This window comes from Deltaproteobacteria bacterium (assembly GCA_026388545.1).
GTDB lineage: Bacteria > Desulfobacterota > Syntrophia > Syntrophales > UBA2185 > JAPLJS01.
Window position 1 is genome coordinate 1 of the sequence record JAPLJS010000104.1, and the last position, 18,489, is coordinate 18,489.

The window sequence follows — 18,489 nt, forward strand, 5'->3', positions numbered from 1 at the left end:
TGCACGATATCCTTAATGTGTTGTATTTTAATAAGTTTGAGGAGGAAAAATGATGTTGGCAGGACTTTCTGAAACCATTTGCGATTTAAAAAAGAGAATAGACCATCTCGGAGAATGTCTTTGACGTCATTGAGAAGAATAATCAAATCAAAGATATGGAAAAAACTTCTCAGAATGAGAATTTCTGGAGTGAACAGGGAAAAGCTCGCGAAACCCTCAAGAATAAGAACAAGCTGGAGATTATTGTCAATAACTGGAAAAAGCTTGAGCGCAATATCAATGATATAGAAATGTTGTATAATCTGGCTTGCGAGGAAAATGATGAAACAATGCTAGAAGAGATTGAAAAAGACACTGATAAGCTTAAATCATCTGTAAGGGATGAAGAGTTCAAACTGATGCTGGGTTCAGAGCAGGATCCTATGAATACTATCATGACAATTCATGCGGGTGCCGGCGGGACAGAAGCTCAGGATTGGGCGGAAATGCTCTTACGAATGTATTTACGATGGGCGGAAAGGAAGGGATTTTCAACCAGCATTATTGATTATCAACCCGGAGATGAAGCCGGTGTCAAGAGCGTATCCATAACTATGGAAGGCGGATATGCTTATGGTTATGCCAAGGCAGAAATCGGGATTCACAGGTTGGTGAGGATATCACCTTTCGATGCGGGTGCTCGCAGACATACTTCATTTGCCTCCGTGTTTGTCTATCCTGAAGTTGATGATGAAATAGTTATAGAGGTTGATGAAAAAGATCTTCGCATAGATACGTATAGAGCTACCGGAGCAGGGGGACAGCATGTTAATAAGACAGATTCAGCAGTGAGAATTACCCATTTACCAACGGGCATCGTTGTACAATGCCAGAATGAACGATCTCAGCATAAGAATAAGGCTATCGCAATGAAATTCTTGAAATCGCGGCTGTATGAAATGGAGCTTCAGGAACAAAAAAAGAAAATTGATGAAATGAACAAGGATAAGAAAGACATTGCATGGGGAAGCCAGATTCGATCATATATCCTTCACCCCTATAAACTCGTTAAAGATCATCGAACAAACATGGAGATTGGCAATGTAAACAGGGTATTAGATGGTGACATAGATGATCTTATTGAGGCATATCTGTTGACTTAATTAAACTGTATGTGGAAATTTTAAAATGTGGTATATGCGATCTGCCGTTCACAACTCGGTTACTAAAGTTGTTTGGATGTAAACATATACAAATAGAAAGGAGTCCATCGAGATGTCGAGAGAAAGCTTTTTTCTCCTGTCAATTATAACCATGCTCTTTTTTTTCACTCAAATTAGTTTTATTGGTGATGCATATGGACAGACAATAACAGGAAAGGAAACATCCCGCAAAGCTATTACGGCCGAGAAATTAGCAGGCACTAATAATGTACAAAAGACGATAGATTTCACCGTTATTGAAGATCCCTCTAATCAAAAGCAAAAAGAACAGTCCATTAAAGACACATCATCGGAACTGAAAAACGCGTCTCCTTCAAATGGGATGTTGAAAGAGCAGAAAAGGGCAGAAAAGGGCAGGGATGTAATGGAAGAGGCTCTTGAATTGCTTAATGAGTCGAGAGCTTACTGGGTCAAGGACGATCTGGAAAATGCCCTGGACCTGCTCGATCAGGCTTATGCACTGATACTGGATACAAATGGAGAACCGGATATAGCTCGTCAAAAAGACGACATGCGTTTACTGATATCAAAGCAACTCCTTACGATTTACTCATCGAAGCATACAACTACAAATGGTCAAAGAAGTGAAATACCGCATATCGTCAACTCGGATATAGAGAAAGAAATCAGGCTCTTTCAAACAGTAGAGAAAGATTTTTTTATCCAGTCATACGGTCGTTCTGGCCTTTATCGTCCCATTATTTTGAGGGAGTTAAAAAAAGCGGGGTTGCCTGAAGAGTTATCGTGGCTTCCCCTCGTTGAAAGTGGATTTAAAATTCACGCGTTATCCCGTGCGCGTGCCCTAGGTCTATGGCAATTTATTCCGTCCACAGGTTATAAATATGGACTGAACCGTGACGAATGGATTGATGAAAGAATGGATGTCGAAAAATCAACCAGGGCGGCCATAGATTATTTAAAGGAACTGCACGGTATGTTCGGTGATTGGCTAACAGTTCTGGCCGCATACAACTGTGGAGAAGGAAGGGTTCTTAAAGTTATATCAAGGCAACATATCAATTATTTTGATCGATTCTGGGACCTTTATCACCAACTTCCTTATGAGACGGCGCGTTATGTACCCCGTTTTTTAGCAACTCTACAAATAATAAGAGATCCCAAAAAGTACGGTATTGATCTAAATGAAGGTTTTGATAAACAAGGCTCCTACCGCTATGAAACAGTAAAAACGCAGAAATCCATGCGTTTACAGGATATTGCACATTACCTCGGAGCATCTGATGATATTCTTATTTCCCTTAATTCGGAACTAAGACAAAAAATCACACCTGACAAAGAATATAATCTCAAAGTGCCCCCGGAAATGGCCGAAAAATTTGCCAGGGTTGTAAATGAAATTCCAAAATGTGAAAAACCCCGCCAGGTATTTATCAATTATAAGGCAAAACGTGGAGAAACCATCGTTTCAATCGCTCGGAAATTTAAAACGTCTGTAAGTGCGATTATGACCTATAATAACATATCCGGCAGAAAAAAGATCAAGGCCGGTCAGCGGTTGGTTATACCTGTTCAGGGATCTAACTATGCAAAAGTTAAATCAACTCAAAGAACTGACAATGTAAATATTCAGACAAACGGAGAATTAAGCAAATACACGGTTAAAAAAGGCGATACACTGTCATCTGTTGCGAGGCGTTTTGATACTTCTGTTAATGAAATTAAAAGATTAAATAATTTTAAAAACAGAAAAACCCTCAAACCCGGTCAGGTCATCATGATTAGTTCCAGAAACGCGGAAAAGCAACAAAGCAACAGCGCCGATAAAGAAACTCCTAAAAAAGGGAGTAAGAAAGGCAAGGAGGTGGTTACGACTACCGTGTCAAAAAAATATACTGTTCAAAAGGGAGATAACTTGGACAAAATTGCGAAGAAAAATGGAGTAAGCCTTGATAAAATACTTGAAATCAATAAATTAGCCCGTGAAGATAACATACATCCGGGGCAGGTTATAATCGTGAAATAATATCACTATTATTCAATCTGATAACCTTTCAACATGGTGAAGAGTTCCTGTTCTTTTTCTTTCATTTTCTGTGCCTTATCTTTGCTTGTATTTTCATGGTTGTAATTAAGTAAATGAAGGATACCATGAATCATAAGGAATTCCAGCTCATCATTGAATTCGATACCAGCTTCATCGGCATCTTTCATTGCTGTTTCCACAGAAATAACAATGTCACCGAGGATGTTAGGATTTATATTCCCAAATTCTCCTTCTGCAAGAGAGAAGCTGATAACATTCGTGGGATAATCCCGATTTAAATAACGGCTGTTAATTTCTCTTATTTCATTGTCATCAACAAAAAGCAGGCTGATTTCTTTATCTTCACATTGAAGATAACTTAAAATTATATTCATTACTCGCCGTACATGCCGAAGATCAACGTTTATTGTTTTTTGCCTGTCTTCGATCAGTATTGACGTTGTTTTCTTTTTTGCTGCCATTAAATTCTAGAATAACCGGTTCGGGATAATCAATTCTTTGGTGGAAGATGCCAACTTTGGAATGCAATTTTTCTCGCAAAATCGGGTATTATACTTTTTTGATTTATTTTTGATTTAATAATTTTGAAGATGTGGGTTAGTTTGAGATTATTAAGTATCATCTCGATAATTGTTTTTTACTTTTGCTCTTTGCTCGGTCAAGGTGATTATATGCCCTAATCACGTTCTGGACAAGGGGATGCCTCACCACATCAATATCTGAGAAATGGACAAACTTGATCCCTTCTGTTTTTTTTAGGATTGTCTCCGCCTCTATAAGACCGGATATTTTATCATGTGGGAGATCTATCTGTGTTATATCACCTGTAATGACGGCGTTTGACCCGAATCCCAATCTCGTTAGGAACATTTTCATCTGTTCAGAGGTCGTATTCTGTGCTTCATCAAGGATAACAAACGAATCATTCAATGTTCTGCCTCGCATGAACGCAAGAGGAGCAACTTCAATGACACCTTTATGAATAAGAGCCGACGCCTTATCAAAATCAATCATGTCAAAAAGTGCATCATACAGTGGCCTGAGATACGGGTTAACCTTTTCTGCAAGATCACCCGGTAAAAAGCCAAGTTTTTCACCGGCCTCAACGGCAGGTCTTGCCAACACAATACGATTAACCTTCTTTTCAAGCAAAGCAGAAACAGCCATTGCCATAGCAAGGTATGTTTTGCCTGTCCCTGCTGGACCAATAGCAAAAACTATATCGTATTTTCTGATTAGATCAATATAAAGTTTCTGAACTATGCTCTTGGGGGTAATTAAACGTTTTTTGGAAGAAATAAAAACGGTATCGAGAAATATCTGCTCAAGGTTTATTGTGTTATTACTGGAGAGTATCCTGTGGGCGTAATCGATATCGGCGGGAAAAATTGGATATCCCTTCTCTAATAACGAATAGAGTTGAACAATAAGATTATGTACAAGATCTACTGAAATCTTTTCTCCGGTGATGGATAAGCTATTTCCATGTATAACTAACTTAACCGGCACCAATTTTTCAATTAGTTTTATATTCCTGTCGTGTTCTCCGAAAAGGCTTTTCAGGAGATTGTTGTCCGTAAAATTTATCTTGTTAACCGCAATGAAATCGGGGCTTCTCTTCAAGTAAATATAGGACCTCGTTATAAACTAGCGGGTAATGGTAGATATTGTTTTCTTTATATTAACTATTTTCTGCTACAATGCTATCATGCACGATTTCTGATTGCAACTATTTTTGCCTCGTCAAAATCTCCTTTTGCAAAAACAGGTGAGCATATACTTTGGCATTTCCAATCATATTGGAAATAAGGCAGTTTTCGTTTGTCTGATGGGCAGTATGATTAACCTTGGACCATACAGCAGCAGGGTAGCTGTTTTTACGAAAAACAGCGGCAATAGTCCCTGCGCCTATCCCCTGTGGTTTAGCATGAACATTATAAACGTGCTTAACGGCTTCCTGAAGGGCTATGACAACAGGGGCGTCATGTGGAGTCGGAGGAGGTGCCTGAACTTCCTGAATAGTCCTTATTTCAATGGTAACATCGAATTTCCTTTCAATTTCATGAGCCATTTTCCTTATTTCATGAAATACATCAGATAAACGGTACTGGGGAAGGATTCTGCTGTCCATATAGAATATATCTTCTCCGGGAATAGTATTGATGTTGGGGACATTGGGATCTTTTTTTGATGGTTGAAAAGTACTTGTCGGGGGCTGATAAAAAGGATCAGATGCATTAAATACATGATGAAGGTTATTTAAAGAAACCACAAGATGAGAAGCAGCTTGAAATGCGTTTTTCCCAAGGTCAGGTCTGCTGGCATGACACTGTTTTCCAATGGTTCTGAAACAAAGCCAGCAGATACTTTTTTCCGCTATCTCGATCATTGTACCATTTTTATTTCCCGAATCAGGAATCACTATAATATCTGTTTTTTGAAAAGGATTTTTTTCATTTTCCAAAACATATGATAAACCAAAACTGCTTGCTGTTTCCTCATCGGCAACAAAAGCCAGGCCTACTGAACATTCCGGTACCATACCTTCATCTAAAAAAGCTTTTACCGCAAATATTGATGCTACCATATCCTGCTGATTGTCTTCCGTACCTCTCCCGAATAATTTCCCGTCCTTTATATAACAATGGAAGGGGTCTTCATCCCATAATCCCATTTCTCCCGGTGGCACAACATCGGTATGTGTCAGAATCCAAACAGTATTTTGTGTATTTTTACCGGGTATTGTTACGATGATATTCGGACGGATGCCCGAGGAAACCCTTCCATCAGGGGCGTTAATATCAATGATGTTCTTAAAGTCCATCTTGTCGAGACTGGATAAAATATACTGCACCTTATTATATTCACCATCCCCACCATTATCCGGAGAGATGGCAGGAATAGCTGTGAGGCCAATTTGCATTCTCACCATGTCGTCTTTATAGGTATCGATACGTCTGGCAATATTTTCGTAAGCCGTTGTATCAATCATAGTATCCTTTCTATTTTTATGACATTTCCAAAGGTGGAAATCAATTGATTATAAGTACTTTCGTTCCCCACAACGAGGGTTACAGTTTCATCCGGTGATAAATATTTAATGGCTACTTTTTTCAGATCTTCTGCCTGAATCTTTGCGATCTTGTCTCTGTACGTTGTAAGATAATCTGTTGGCAGTTTTTCATATTCAATCATTAACTGCTGATAAGCAATCTGTTCTGCCGATATAAAAGAGAAAATAAAGTTGTTATTGATGGATTTTTTCGCCCATTCAAGTTCGTTTTTATCTACTTCATTTGTTCTTACATCTTTTATGATTGAACGGATTATTGAAATCACTTTGGCAGTTGATTCGGACCTTGTCATAGCATAAGCCCCAAAAACCCCGTATTCATTCTTCTTAGAATAAAAACTTCCGGTACTGTATGCAAGGCCCAGGTTATTTCTTACTTCCTGAAATATGTGTGACCTGAAACCGCCACTACCAACAATAAAATCAAGTACATCAAATGGATATGCCTCTGGCTCTTTTTTGCCTGGTGCAAATTGACCAGAGATAATTATAGATTGAGGAATATCTTTGAATAAAAAATAGATTTGCCCTTTCTGTTTTAGGGGTATGGGTGAAATATCGTGATATTTTTTCGATACATTCCACGCTCCAAGATACTGCCTGATTTTAGCGATAGCCTCTTCTTTTGAAATATCTCCGGAAATCGCTATCATAATGTTTTCGGGATAAAAGAATCTTTTGTAAAATTGGTTCAGATCATCTCTTTTAATGCTATTAACAGATGTGATTGAAGGAAATCTCCCTGCTGGATTATTGTGGTACAGGAGTTTTTTAAATTCCAAGAAAGCCAGTTTTTGGGGATCATCAGCAATTCTTCTGAGTTCCTCATTTTTTAAATTTTTTGTCAGTTTCAGTTTGTTTTCTTCAAATAAAGGATTTGTAAGTATCTGAGAAAAGATATTAAGTCCTTCATCCAAATCTTTTTTTAGAATGGAAAGATTGAACGACCCTGACTCTCGGTTCATTGAAACCGTAAGAGTACCGGCAATAAATTCTAATGCATCATCGATGGCGTCACCGGACAAGGCAAGAGTGCCTCCGGTTTTCATTACCGTGCCCATTATGTCGGCAAGACCTTCTTTTCCAAGGGGATCATGATTGGAACCGGTTCTGATAACGGCAGATATATTCAACAGTGGGAGTTCATGATCTTCAAATATATAGAGAATGATACCATTATCAAGGACTACCCTTTGTGCCTGTGGCGGACTGAAATCGATCGGTTGATTCTGAAGGTTATCGGGATTGGTAAGAGGAATACGTGAAGTTACCGTAGCATAAACAGCAGTGCTCAACAATAGATTCAATAATAAAACCGACAATAAAATACGTTGCTTCATCGTTTAATATCATTTCTTCTTAACAATATTTGCCACCGTCCTGTTTTCAGGGATCATATATTTTCTTGATACACTCATGATGTCCTCAGGTGTAATCTTTTCAATTACTTTAATGTGATTTGTGATATATCGATAATCCCCGACAAGGATTTCAAAATAGGAAAGCATATTTGCGAGTCCTGAATTAGACTCCAGATTTCTTAAAAAATCAGCCTTGAGTTGATTCTTCGCCTTTTCTAATTCTCTGTGAGAAATCGCTATTGTTTTGATTTTTTCAATTTCTTCATAGATAGCCAACTCCACCTCGGCGTTGGTATGCGGATGGCGCGGTTTTGCAAATATTATGAAAAGATTCGGGTATTTTGCCCCCGGTACGCCGTTGTTTGTATGTATACTTTCGGCAAGGGTCTTTTTCTCAACAAGTGATTTATAGAATCTCGATGTCCTTCCCTTGGAAAGGATACATTCTATCATATCAAATACATAGTCATCAAAATCGGGTATCGTCGGTTTATGATAACCCAGAATCATCTGAGGATTAGCATCAGATGAAATATTGAAACGACGTTCGCCTTTTTGTGAAGGTTCCTCTGTAACAGGTGATGGATTTAAATTACGGCTAGGGATAGAACCGAAGTATTTCTTGATAATTATGAGGGTTTTTACTGGATCAATATCTCCTACAATTGCAATGACAGTGTTGTTCGGTGCATGGTATTTTTTAAAAAAAGCCTCCATGTATTCGAGGCTCAAAAATCTCATGTCCGAGCTCCAGCCCAGTATCGGTCTTCTATACGGATGGGCAATATATGCTGTAGCTAGGAACTGTTCATATAACTGGCCCTCAGGATCAGATTCAACCCTCTGTTTTCGTTCTTCCATGACCACATTTCGTTCAGAATAGAATCCGCGAAAGACAGGGTTTGTCATTCTATCTGCTTCGATTCTGGCCCAAAGTTCAATTTTATTAGAGGGAAGGCTGACATGATACGTTGTCATATCCTGTCCCGTGGATGCATTCATATCATCTGCTCCATTTTCTGTGTAGAGCCTGTCAATTTCGTTTTCCACAAATAATTCTTTATGTTTTTGCTGTAATATCTCTACCTGTTTGGTTAGCGATTCAATAAGCTTTGCATCGGCACGGTTCCCTTTCATTATCTCAGTATCAAGATTTTTCCCTGTTTTAGCAATCAGTCTGAGAATTTTATCTTCCTTATTGTAATTTTTCGTGCCTAATGTTTTTGTTCCCTTAAACATCATGTGTTCTAAAAGATGAGCCGTACCGGTTCTGCCATTATCTTCATCAACGGCACCCACACAATGCCGTATGTAAAAGGAAACGGTAGGGCTTAAATGCCTCTCTACCATGAGAATTTTCAAACCGTTTTGTAGTGTATATGACGTAACCCTCTTCTCCAGTTCATATGAAAATCCCACTGACGGTATACTGGTAAAAAGAAGTATTGATACAATTATACATATCAATACCCCCTCATATTTATTTTCCATTTTCATCCATCTTTTGGAGTTTCAGTATTGCTTTTATACGAAAGGAAGGATAAATTATTCCTACAATACTGATCAGAATTATCAGGCTTGATGAGAAAAAACACATAATAAACTCAAGCGGATTTTTCATGCTATATGATGAAATAAGTGCTTGGATGCCAAACAGCAAAAATAATAACGAAAATAATGCGATAAAGATGTTCTTTCCCCACCAAAACCATGAACCCATAAAACTTATTCTTTCATAACATATTCAAAATGTAATCAAATAGTATATACGATCATCATTTGTAATTTTATTTGTTAAATATGATCTTAAATGTATTATCGTTTGTCTGTTCTGCCTTAAACTTTCTCCCATCAGGATACGTCATAATACCTATACCGTCGAGTTTATCGTTTTTAAATTTACCATCTATTCTTTTCCCGTCATGAAAGAGCAAAACACCCTGTCCATTGCGGTAATCATCTTGGAATTCACCAATATACTGTACACGATCAACATAAGTGTATGTTCCACTTCCATGACGCTTATCTTCTTTGAACTGTCCTTCATATTTTGAACCGTCTGTATAGGAATAGATTCCGGAACCATCACGTTTACCATCCTTGAATTCACCTTCATATTGTTCTCCGTTAGAGAGGATATAAATTCCATTTCCATTAAAACTGCTTTCCTTAAATTGACCAATATACTTTGTACCATCGGGGTACATGTAAGTCCCTTCTCCATCACGTTTACCATCTTTATGTTGACCCTCAAAAACTGAACCATCAATATGCATATAGGTTCCTTGACCATTTTCACAATTCCCTTTTATACAGTCAGCATTTAGGGAAGCATGTGAAAATACGAATAAGCAGATTGGGAGAAAAAAGCAGTATTTCATTTCTTTAACCAACCATCCATTGCACTCTATTTATAAATATCACGATTTCGGAAGTGAAACAATGCTAAATATTAATGATATTTTGACAGCATTTTTAACTCTTGATACATTTCTAACGTTAATTTTTCGCTCCTACAGGGAAGTAACGAATTATTGTGAAAAAGTGGTTCTCCTTCAAGGTCAAATTGTGATGCATTTACTGATGATTCCCATAACGCCGTATTCGGAATAGGAGAATATTCAGCAATAATTGGTTTCGCACCACATGATTGCACATAATGAATGCTATCAAGAACTTCTGAAGCTTCTTGTCCAGGCATTCCACACAGTAAATAAATACCTATATCTTCGGACTTATACCCTGCTTCTTTCAGGTTACTGACCGCAATTTTTAATTGCTCATTACAGACTTTTCCGCCCGTATTTATCTGTGTCGTTAGATTTGACGACTCAAAGCCGAAACGAATGGTTTTAAATCCCGCCATGTACATCAGACTACTCAGATTCTCCGTTATTTCAGAAAGATGGAGACCATTTGGACAGTGAAATTTACACGGCAACTCTCTTTTGATTATTTCTTCAAGCATGGGTATCGCCATTTGTTCAGGGTTTATTAATAGGGCATCATCATAGAAAGAAAAATGATTTACGCAGAAGTGTTTATTCCAAAAGCTGATCTCATCAACTACTTTTATAGGGTCTCTCTGTCTGAAATTATCATTTAATATATGAGAGGCGCAATATGTACACATACAAGGACAGCCCCTCGACGTTAGGATAGGAACCTGATCTTTTAAAGGTAAGAGATCAAAAGCAGGGTAGGGCAATGAATCCAGATTTTGATGGTCAGGAACATAAATCGGATCAAGATTAAACAATGCTTTTAATAAATAGAGAATATGTTTTTCACCTTCACCTGATACCGTGAAATCGGCTCCTGATTTTGATGCATGCTCAGGACATAGTGTGGCGTATATTCCCCCCAAAACAATTGGTATTCCAGGAAATGATTGTTTAGTAATATTGATAACATCAAATACCCCCGGGTACCAGTAACTCATCATAGATGTGACGAGAATTATATCCGGCCTATCACATAAATTCAGTTCATCATAAAAAATATTAGGTGTTATGCCATATCGATGATATCGTCTCTCAATAGATCTTAGGGGATACGGTCTGGGGATAATTTCTTGGGGAAATTTACCGTGTCCGAAAGCATTCCTCTTAGGCAATTTGATATTTGTTTCTTTTTTTAACAGTGAATGAATTGGATTCAAGCAGTCTATAAAACGGACTTTATAATCATTTTTACGGAGTAAACTTGCAATATAAAGAAGTCCAAGTGGTTTTATCCAGAAATCATAAGCTGAAAAATCATATATCCATGGATTTATAAGAAGAATATTTTTTTTCATATAATAGAATATAGCATATTTATGAGTGATTTATCAAATATACAACTCTGAGACATGATAAAAAATATAATAAAATTCTCAACACAATATTTATTATAGAATATAACATACTGTATTTTTTATTATATCTAAAAAATACAGTATGTAACGTTTCTTCATGCTTGTCAGGCGGAACATTACGAACACATAACTCATTAACTTTCCTAACAAAACAAATCAATGAATACCGAACAGCAGTAGCCGAGAAAAGACTTGAAGCATTAATTGATTATTGCTAACATGCCGTCCAAACAAGCTAAGGATATGAATGGATATGAGGTCTGTTGTTCAGAGGGTCGACAGGGCAACGGTCAGTGTTGAAGGCAAGATAATATCTACTATCGGAAAGGGAATCCTTGTTTTTCTCGGCATAGAAAAAGCTGATAGTATTAATGATGCGAACTATCTTTTCGAAAAAATTATAAATTTACGAATATTTGAAGATGCTGATGGGAAGATGAACCTGTCTCTCCTTGACATAAAGGGAGAGATGCTCGTTGTCTCTCAATTTACCCTTCTCGGTGATTGTCGAAAGGGCCGAAGACCTTCATTTATATGCGCTGAAGAACTGGAAGAAGCAAAGAAACTTTATGAATATTTTATAAGCAAAACCAGCGAAATAATTAATGATGTAGTTGCCGGTGAATTTCAGGCCATGATGAAAGTAGAATCGGTAAACGACGGCCCGGTAACCGTGCTGCTTGACAGCAAAAAAACATTTTAAAAGATAATCAAAATGGCGGCTATGGAGAGAGATATCCCTGCCTGTAATATAACAATAGACAAAGAAGGTACCTGGTATTACAGGGGCGAAGAAATTATAAGAAAGGAAATCATTAATTATTTCTATCAAAATCTTAAAAAAGATGAGTTCGGAAGATATATTATTGAGTCGGAGGATGATTGTTGTTACCTTGACGTGGAGGACACCCCCTATGTTATAAAAGCGGTTTATAAAACCGTTACAGCATTGAACAATGAGGAATGTATTAATCTTCTCCTGTCTGATCAATGCCTTGAGAAACTGGATCCGAGCACTTTATGGGTCGGAAATGACGATGTGCTGTATTGTAGTGTGAAAAATCATGCGTTTAATGCTCGTTTTTCAAGAGCAAGTTATTATCAAATCGCACATTTCATAGAACATGATACTGATAAAGACGAATTCTTCGTTTTACTGAATAAAACACCCTATTATGTAAGGGGTGTAAAGCTATAAAAAAAGTATAAAGCAAATGGAGGCGCAATTATGCTGGATGATCATGTAAAAGATACATTGACCTTTGACGACCTTCTTCTTATCCCGTGCGAATCGAATATTCTTCCGAAGGATGCCGATTCTTCGACGCTTCTTACGAATAACATCACCCTGAATATTCCTATTGTCAGTGCGGCAATGGATACTGTTACAGAGTCTCGGACGGCAATATGTCTTGCTCAGGAAGGTGGCATCGGGATCATTCATCGAAATATGGCTATTGAGAAGCAAGTGCTCGAGGTAGATAAAGTAAAAAAATCTGAAAGTGGCATGATCGTCGATCCTATCACAATAGAACCCGATCAGATGGTTTATAAAGCACTTGAACTGATGCATCGATACAGTATATCAGGCGTTCCTGTTGTTAAAAACCGCAGACTTGTAGGAATTTTGACAAATCGCGACCTCAGGTTTGAAACGAATCTCGACCAACCGGTGTCGAATGTTATGACAAAAGACAAGCTCGTTACTGTTTCAGCAAATATTACTCTGGAAGAGTCCAAAAAACTTCTGCATGAGTACAGAATTGAAAAGTTGCTGGTAGTTGACGATCAGTATAATTTGAAAGGTATGATAACAATAAAAGACATAGAAAAAATCAAAAGATATCCAAATGCCTGCAAAGATTCACTCGGGAGACTAAGGGTTGGCGGTGCTGTTGGTATTATCGACAGGGAGGCGAGAGTTGACGCTTTATTAACTGCAGGTGTCGACGTGATTGCAATAGACACCTCTCACGGACATTCGAAAGGTGTTTTAGATGCCATCAGGGACACAAAAGCAAATTTCCCGAAATGCGAACTCATTGCAGGTAATATTGCAACGTCAGAAGGTGCAGAAGCACTTATTAATGCGGGTGTGGATGCAATCAAGGTAGGAGTGGGTCCTGGATCAATATGCACAACAAGGATCATCGCCGGTGTTGGCGTGCCGCAAATGAGTGCCATTAGAGATGCTTCAAAGGTTGCAGCAAAATATAACGTACCGATTATTGCCGATGGAGGTATTAAATATTCAGGTGATGTTGTTAAGGCCCTTGCAGCAGGCGCCCATTCTGTTATGATTGGAAGCCTTTTTGCGGGAACGGAAGAGAGCCCGGGTGAAACAATTCTCTTTCAGGGGAGAAGTTACAAGGTATACAGGGGAATGGGTTCGCTTGAAGCCATGAAAATGGGAAGTATGGACCGGTATTATCTCGATGATATTGAGAGCAGCCTTAAAATGGTTCCGGAAGGTATAGAGGGGAGGGTACCGTTCAGAGGCTCACTCTCTGCCAGTATAAACCAACTCGTCGGCGGTCTTAAAGTCGGCATGGGATATGTTGGCTGCAGAACAACAAAAGAATTGAGAGAGAAAACGAGATTTATTCGTATTACGTCAGCTGGACTTCGGGAAAGCCATGTCCACGATGTTATTATCACTAAAGAATCGCCCAACTATTGGCTGGATTAGATAAATGAATAACGCCGATTTTGTTCACCTTCATGTTCATACACAATATAGCCTTCTCGACGGAACAATTCGTCTTGATAATCTATTTAAAAAAGCAAAAGAGTACAAAATGCCGGCGGTAGCAATGACCGACCACGGAAATATTTTTGGTGCTGTTGACTTTTATCAACATGCCCAGAAGTACGGCATTAAGCCAATTATCGGATGTGAACTCTATGTTGCCCCCAAAAGCCGCTTCGATAAGAATTCTCATGCTACCGGAGAAAATTCTCACCACCTGCTCGTACTTGTGAAGGATATGCATGGTTATAAAAATCTCATGAAGCTTGTATCCAGTGCTTATCTTGAAGGATTTTACTATCGACCGCGCGTAGACAAGGAACTCCTGGTACAACATAACGAAGGACTTATCGGGATGAGTGCATGCCTTCATGGAGAAATATCATACCTTCTGCTTAAAGGAAATAAAGAAGCTGCCAGGAGGGTTGCCGAAGAATATAGAGACATATTCGGCAACGGTAATTTCTATCTGGAAATCATGGAAAACGGTCTACCGGAACAAAAAATGGTAAATATCGGTCTCATACAAATTGGTCGTGAACTTTCAATACCTCTTGTGGCAACTAATGACTGCCACTACATCAATCGAGAAGATGCAGAGGCACACGAAGTCCTGTTATGTATCCAGACCGGGAAGACCATTGAAGATACCGATCGGATGAAATTCAAGACAGATCAATTTTATTTCCGGTCACCCGAAAACATGAAGCATCTTTTTAAGGATATTCAGGAATCTATTGATAATACGATAGTTATTGCTGATAAATGTAACTTTACATTTGATTTCGGCAATATTTCATTGCCCAATTATGAGATCGATACGGGTGAAACACTTGATGAATATTTGATGAATTCGGCCCAAAAAGGTTTGGAAAGCTTGAAGCCTATCATTATGAGAGGTTATTCAGATATAGAACCCTGGGCAAAATATGAAAAGCGCCTCGAAGAAGAATTGAAAATGATCAAGTCAATGGGATTTGCAGGATATTTTCTTATTGTCTCAGATTTTGTGAATTACGCAAAACAAAAAAATATTCCTGTGGGACCCGGAAGAGGTTCTGCTGCCGGCAGTCTCGTTGCGTATGCTACCGGCATTACCAATATCGATCCAATACGATACGGACTGTTTTTTGAAAGATTCTTAAATCCAGACCGGATAAGCATGCCTGATATAGATATAGATTTTTGTCAGGACGGACGAGACGAGATTATCAGATACGTTACGGATAAATACGGGAGCGATAGAGTCGCCCAGATCATTACATTTGGTAAAATGCAGGCAAAAGCAGTTATAAGAGATGTAGGAAGGGCATTGAACATACCTTATAGCGATGTTGATAGGATCGCTAAGTTGGTTCCCAATATACTTAATATATCTCTTGATATGGCAATCCAAAGTGAACCACGCCTTCAGGAAGAAGAGAAAAAAAACGAAAAGATAAAAAAGCTCCTTGCATTGTCACGGTCACTTGAAGGCTTAAATCGTCATTCCTCAACACACGCGGCGGGGGTCGTCATATCCGATGTACCACTCGTGGAGCGTGTACCTCTCTGTAAAAGCCCCAAGGATGAAATTGTCACGCAGTATTCAATGAATGATCTTCAGGCGGTGGGATTGACCAAATTTGATTTTCTAGGTTTAAAAACCCTTACCGTCATCAAAAATACAATACAGTTCATAAAAGAGGGCAGGGGAGAAGTAATTGACATCGAGACAATCCCTCTAGATAATCAAAAAGCATTTCAATTGCTGATGAAGGGAACTACCGACGGTATATTTCAGTTGGAAAGTGCCGGTATGAAAGATATCCTTTTAAATATGAAACCTGATTGCATTGAGGATATCATTGCATTGATAGCCCTCTACAGACCCGGGCCTATGAATATGGTTCCTGAATTTATTTCTCGTAAACAGGGTAAGACAAAGATAGTTTATGAAATTCCTGAGTTAAAAGAAATACTAAAGGAGACGTATGGCGTTATTGTATACCAGGAACAAGTTATGCAAATAGCCGGCGCGATTGGCAACTATACTATGGCTGAAGCGGATATTCTGAGAAAGGTCATGAGCAAGAAGAAAACATCCGAGATGGAGAAGGAGAAACCTAAATTTCTTGAAGGCGCCAAGCAGACAAAGATACCTGAAAAAAAAGCAAAAAAAATCTGGGAGCAGATGGAAACATTTGCGGAATATGGATTTAACAAGTCACATAGTACCGCTTACGCAATGATATCATACCAAACTGCCTTCCTGAAAGCAAACTTCCCGGTTGAATTTATGGCAGCGCTACTGACAAGTGAAAAGGACAACCGTGACAAAATCATAAAATACATAAACAGTTGCAAAGATATGGGCATTAATGTTCTCCCTCCCGATATCAATGAGTCTCATAGGGATTTTAGTGTATCAGGTGAACATATTCGGTTCGGTCTCGCCGCCGTCAAGAACGTGGGTGTCGGCGCTATCGACTCAATTATCTCTGTCAGGCAAAACGAAGGCAGATTTACAACTTTTGCTGATTTTTGCAACCGTGTCGATCTAAAGAAAATTAATAAGAGGATGATTGAAAGTCTTATTAAATGCGGATCCTTCGATTCACTTGATTATAATAGAAGACAATTAATAGAATATCACGAAGGAATTGTTGATGCGGCTCAGCGGCGTCATAAAGATAGATCCAGCGGTCAGGCCAGCTTCTTTGATCACTTAGAAAGTGAACAGAATTCAGATTTCGATCCTGTTAAAGATTGTTTGATTCCTGATATCCCTGAATGGGATCATCGTGAATTACTTGCACATGAGAAGGAAACACTCGGATTTTATATAACTGGACATCCACTCCTTAAATTCACCGATAAACTCTCACTAATTGCTAATGTCGATTCGTCAAGCATCAATGATAAGTTGGACCGTGATATAGTGATTTTTGGTGGTGTCATCAGCAATATTCGTGAGGTAACAACGAAAAAAAAGGATGTTATGGCGTATATAACTATTGAGGATCTGAAAGGTTCCGTCACAGTTATATTTTTCGCCGATATATATAAAAAGGCATTTGGTCTTCTCCATAGTGAAGAGCCCGTTTTGATAAAAGGAACTATAGATGCCGGGGATGAGGGTGTTAAAGTCATAGCATCTGAACTTAGCGCTCTTGCCGGTTCACGAGAGCAACCTTATGATGCAGTGCATTTTATGATTGATGTAACAAAATCATCATCAGAAGACATCGAATCTCTAAATAAATTACTTATAAATCACAAGGGTAAGTGCGATGGGTTCATCCATATTCTAAACGGCAAAAGCGAAGTTATTGTTTACCTGGGAAAGGATAGCCGTCTTGAATTGACTGACAAACTAAAAGAAGAAGCAGATCTTCTTTTGAGTGCAGCCGCAACTCGTTTTAGTTATAATAATAAGTCTGATAATTAGAAGATTTATAACGATACTATTATGTAGTAGTTTAAGTATAAGAATGACATATCAGGAGAGGACCTACAGGAACAAAGTATCGAATAAGCTTCTTGTATCATTCAACGTAAGTGTCGGTGAAACCGATCTTTTTATATGCTCCGACACAGATCTTTCTGAAATCGCTTTTCAATCCGTTTATAAATATCGTGGATTTATCGAATCCTACATCAAATATCATCCCTCTTTCCTGACTTCCTTAAAGCCCCTCGATGATGACTGGCTGGCCCCTGCTATTGTAAGAGACATGCTCAAAACATCTTTTATAGCGGATGTAGGCCCGATGGCTTCTGTTGCCGGGGCAATTGCGGAATATGTTGGTAATGATCTCCTTAAGCAAGCTCACAATGTCATAGTTGAAAATGGCGGAGATATTTATTTGAAAACGGAAAGTGAGGTAAGGGTTGGTGTCTTTGCAGGTGAATCACCTCTGAACTACAGTGTAAATATTCTTTTAAAGCCTGAACATATGCCAATCGGTGTATGCACTTCTTCCGGAACGGTAGGACACTCTCTGAGCTTTGGGAGAGCAGATGCAGTATGTGTTGTTTCAAAATCTTCCGCTATGGCTGATGCCGCTGCAACTGCTATCGGAAACCTCGTGAAGAGTAAACGAAATATCAGGTCGGCCCTCGAAAAGGGGTTAAATTTAAACGGAGTTTTAGGTATCCTGATAATTGTTGGAGATCATTTTGGTGCTATTGGAGATATTGAGTTGGTTTAATTTTTAAGAGGAGTGTATTAAGCGATTAAGAATTGATTATTGTGAAG

14 protein-coding genes are annotated in these 18,489 nt (G+C 38.5%); 7 read left to right on the plus strand and 7 right to left on the minus strand.

What is annotated here, in order from left to right; genetic code table 11:
• Window positions 1–52 precede the first annotated feature (52 nt).
• Both prfB and NTW12_11935 read left to right on the plus strand, forming a co-directional pair.
• Window positions 53–1,142 (plus strand): peptide chain release factor 2 gene (prfB, locus tag NTW12_11930; protein ID MCX5847042.1). Its coding sequence is split into 2 segments (ribosomal slippage): window positions 53–121 and window positions 123–1,142, totalling 1,089 coding nucleotides; the frame shifts between segments, so codons are not numbered across the junction.
• A gap of 112 nt (window positions 1,143–1,254) precedes the next feature.
• On the plus strand, window positions 1,255–3,186 hold the full coding sequence (locus tag NTW12_11935; GenBank protein ID MCX5847043.1) for a LysM peptidoglycan-binding domain-containing protein: 1,932 nt from the start codon (window positions 1,255–1,257) through the stop codon (window positions 3,184–3,186).
• Window positions 3,187–3,194: 8 nt separating this feature from the next.
• Here NTW12_11935 and ybeY read toward each other — a convergent pair whose 3' ends face one another.
• The 7 genes from ybeY to NTW12_11970 all read right to left on the minus strand — a co-directional run bounded on the left by ybeY (window position 3,195) and on the right by NTW12_11970 (window position 11,440).
• Complete coding sequence (gene ybeY / locus NTW12_11940; protein MCX5847044.1) at window positions 3,195–3,668, minus strand: rRNA maturation RNase YbeY; 474 nt, start codon at window positions 3,666–3,668, stop codon at window positions 3,195–3,197.
• A gap of 157 nt (window positions 3,669–3,825) precedes the next feature.
• Window positions 3,826–4,830 (minus strand): PhoH family protein, encoded by a 1,005-nt coding sequence (locus tag NTW12_11945; GenBank protein ID MCX5847045.1) that lies wholly within the window; start codon window positions 4,828–4,830, stop codon window positions 3,826–3,828.
• Window positions 4,831–4,936: 106 nt separating this feature from the next.
• Window positions 4,937–6,199 carry a M20 family metallo-hydrolase gene (locus NTW12_11950; GenBank protein MCX5847046.1) on the minus strand — a complete coding sequence of 421 codons (1,263 nt, stop codon included), beginning with the start codon at window positions 6,197–6,199 and terminating at the stop codon, window positions 4,937–4,939.
• On the minus strand, window positions 6,196–7,413 hold the full coding sequence (locus NTW12_11955; GenBank protein MCX5847047.1) for a pitrilysin family protein: 1,218 nt from the start codon (window positions 7,411–7,413) through the stop codon (window positions 6,196–6,198). The genes NTW12_11950 and NTW12_11955 overlap by 4 nt, the downstream gene beginning before the upstream one ends.
• Window positions 7,414–7,629: 216 nt before the next feature.
• Window positions 7,630–9,132, minus strand: coding sequence for a pitrilysin family protein (locus tag NTW12_11960; protein MCX5847048.1), 1,503 nt, complete (start codon window positions 9,130–9,132; stop codon window positions 7,630–7,632).
• Between the two features lie 296 nt (window positions 9,133–9,428).
• A complete protein-coding gene (locus tag NTW12_11965; protein ID MCX5847049.1) occupies window positions 9,429–9,917 on the minus strand; it encodes a hypothetical protein in 489 nt (162 codons plus the stop codon).
• A gap of 176 nt (window positions 9,918–10,093) precedes the next feature.
• Window positions 10,094–11,440, minus strand: a complete 1,347-nt coding sequence (locus tag NTW12_11970) for a cobalamin-dependent protein (GenBank protein MCX5847050.1) — start codon at window positions 11,438–11,440, stop codon at window positions 10,094–10,096.
• Window positions 11,441–11,753: 313 nt separating this feature from the next.
• Here NTW12_11970 and dtd point away from each other — a divergent pair, with 313 nt between their 5' ends.
• Genes dtd through NTW12_11995 form a run of 5 tightly spaced genes read left to right on the plus strand, consistent with a single transcriptional unit; the run spans window position 11,754 to window position 18,442 of the window.
• On the plus strand, window positions 11,754–12,203 hold the full coding sequence (gene dtd, locus NTW12_11975) for a D-aminoacyl-tRNA deacylase (GenBank protein MCX5847051.1): 450 nt from the start codon (window positions 11,754–11,756) through the stop codon (window positions 12,201–12,203).
• Window positions 12,204–12,215: 12 nt separating this feature from the next.
• The gene (locus NTW12_11980) at window positions 12,216–12,698 is read left to right on the plus strand and encodes a DUF1285 domain-containing protein (protein MCX5847052.1); all 483 of its coding nucleotides are present in this window, start codon (window positions 12,216–12,218) and stop codon (window positions 12,696–12,698) included.
• A gap of 30 nt (window positions 12,699–12,728) precedes the next feature.
• Window positions 12,729–14,189 carry an IMP dehydrogenase gene (guaB, locus tag NTW12_11985; protein ID MCX5847053.1) on the plus strand — a complete coding sequence of 487 codons (1,461 nt, stop codon included), beginning with the start codon at window positions 12,729–12,731 and terminating at the stop codon, window positions 14,187–14,189.
• A 4-nt stretch (window positions 14,190–14,193) separates the two neighbouring features.
• A complete protein-coding gene (locus NTW12_11990) occupies window positions 14,194–17,679 on the plus strand; it encodes a DNA polymerase III subunit alpha (protein MCX5847054.1) in 3,486 nt (1,161 codons plus the stop codon).
• Complete coding sequence (locus tag NTW12_11995; GenBank protein MCX5847055.1) at window positions 17,633–18,442, plus strand: UPF0280 family protein; 810 nt, start codon at window positions 17,633–17,635, stop codon at window positions 18,440–18,442. Before NTW12_11990 ends, NTW12_11995 begins: the two co-directional genes overlap by 47 nt.
• The last annotated feature ends 47 nt before the right edge of the window (window positions 18,443–18,489 follow it).

Excerpts from the sequence above, each read along its gene's own strand:
- NTW12_11935 (MCX5847043.1), top strand. The coding sequence starts at position 1,255 with ATGTCGAGAGAAAGCTTTTTTCTCCTGTCAATTATAACCATGCTCTTT.
- ybeY (MCX5847044.1), bottom strand. The coding sequence starts at position 3,668 with ATGGCAGCAAAAAAGAAAACAACGTCAATACTGATCGAAGACAGGCAA.
- NTW12_11950 (MCX5847046.1), bottom strand. The coding sequence starts at position 6,199 with ATGATTGATACAACGGCTTACGAAAATATTGCCAGACGTATCGATACC.
- NTW12_11960 (MCX5847048.1), bottom strand. The coding sequence starts at position 9,132 with ATGGAAAATAAATATGAGGGGGTATTGATATGTATAATTGTATCAATA.
- NTW12_11965 (MCX5847049.1), bottom strand. The coding sequence starts at position 9,917 with ATGCATATTGATGGTTCAGTTTTTGAGGGTCAACATAAAGATGGTAAA.
- NTW12_11970 (MCX5847050.1), bottom strand. The coding sequence starts at position 11,440 with ATGAAAAAAAATATTCTTCTTATAAATCCATGGATATATGATTTTTCA.
- dtd (MCX5847051.1), top strand. The coding sequence starts at position 11,754 with ATGAGGTCTGTTGTTCAGAGGGTCGACAGGGCAACGGTCAGTGTTGAA.
- NTW12_11980 (MCX5847052.1), top strand. The coding sequence starts at position 12,216 with ATGGCGGCTATGGAGAGAGATATCCCTGCCTGTAATATAACAATAGAC.
- guaB (MCX5847053.1), top strand. The coding sequence starts at position 12,729 with ATGCTGGATGATCATGTAAAAGATACATTGACCTTTGACGACCTTCTT.
- NTW12_11990 (MCX5847054.1), top strand. The coding sequence starts at position 14,194 with ATGAATAACGCCGATTTTGTTCACCTTCATGTTCATACACAATATAGC.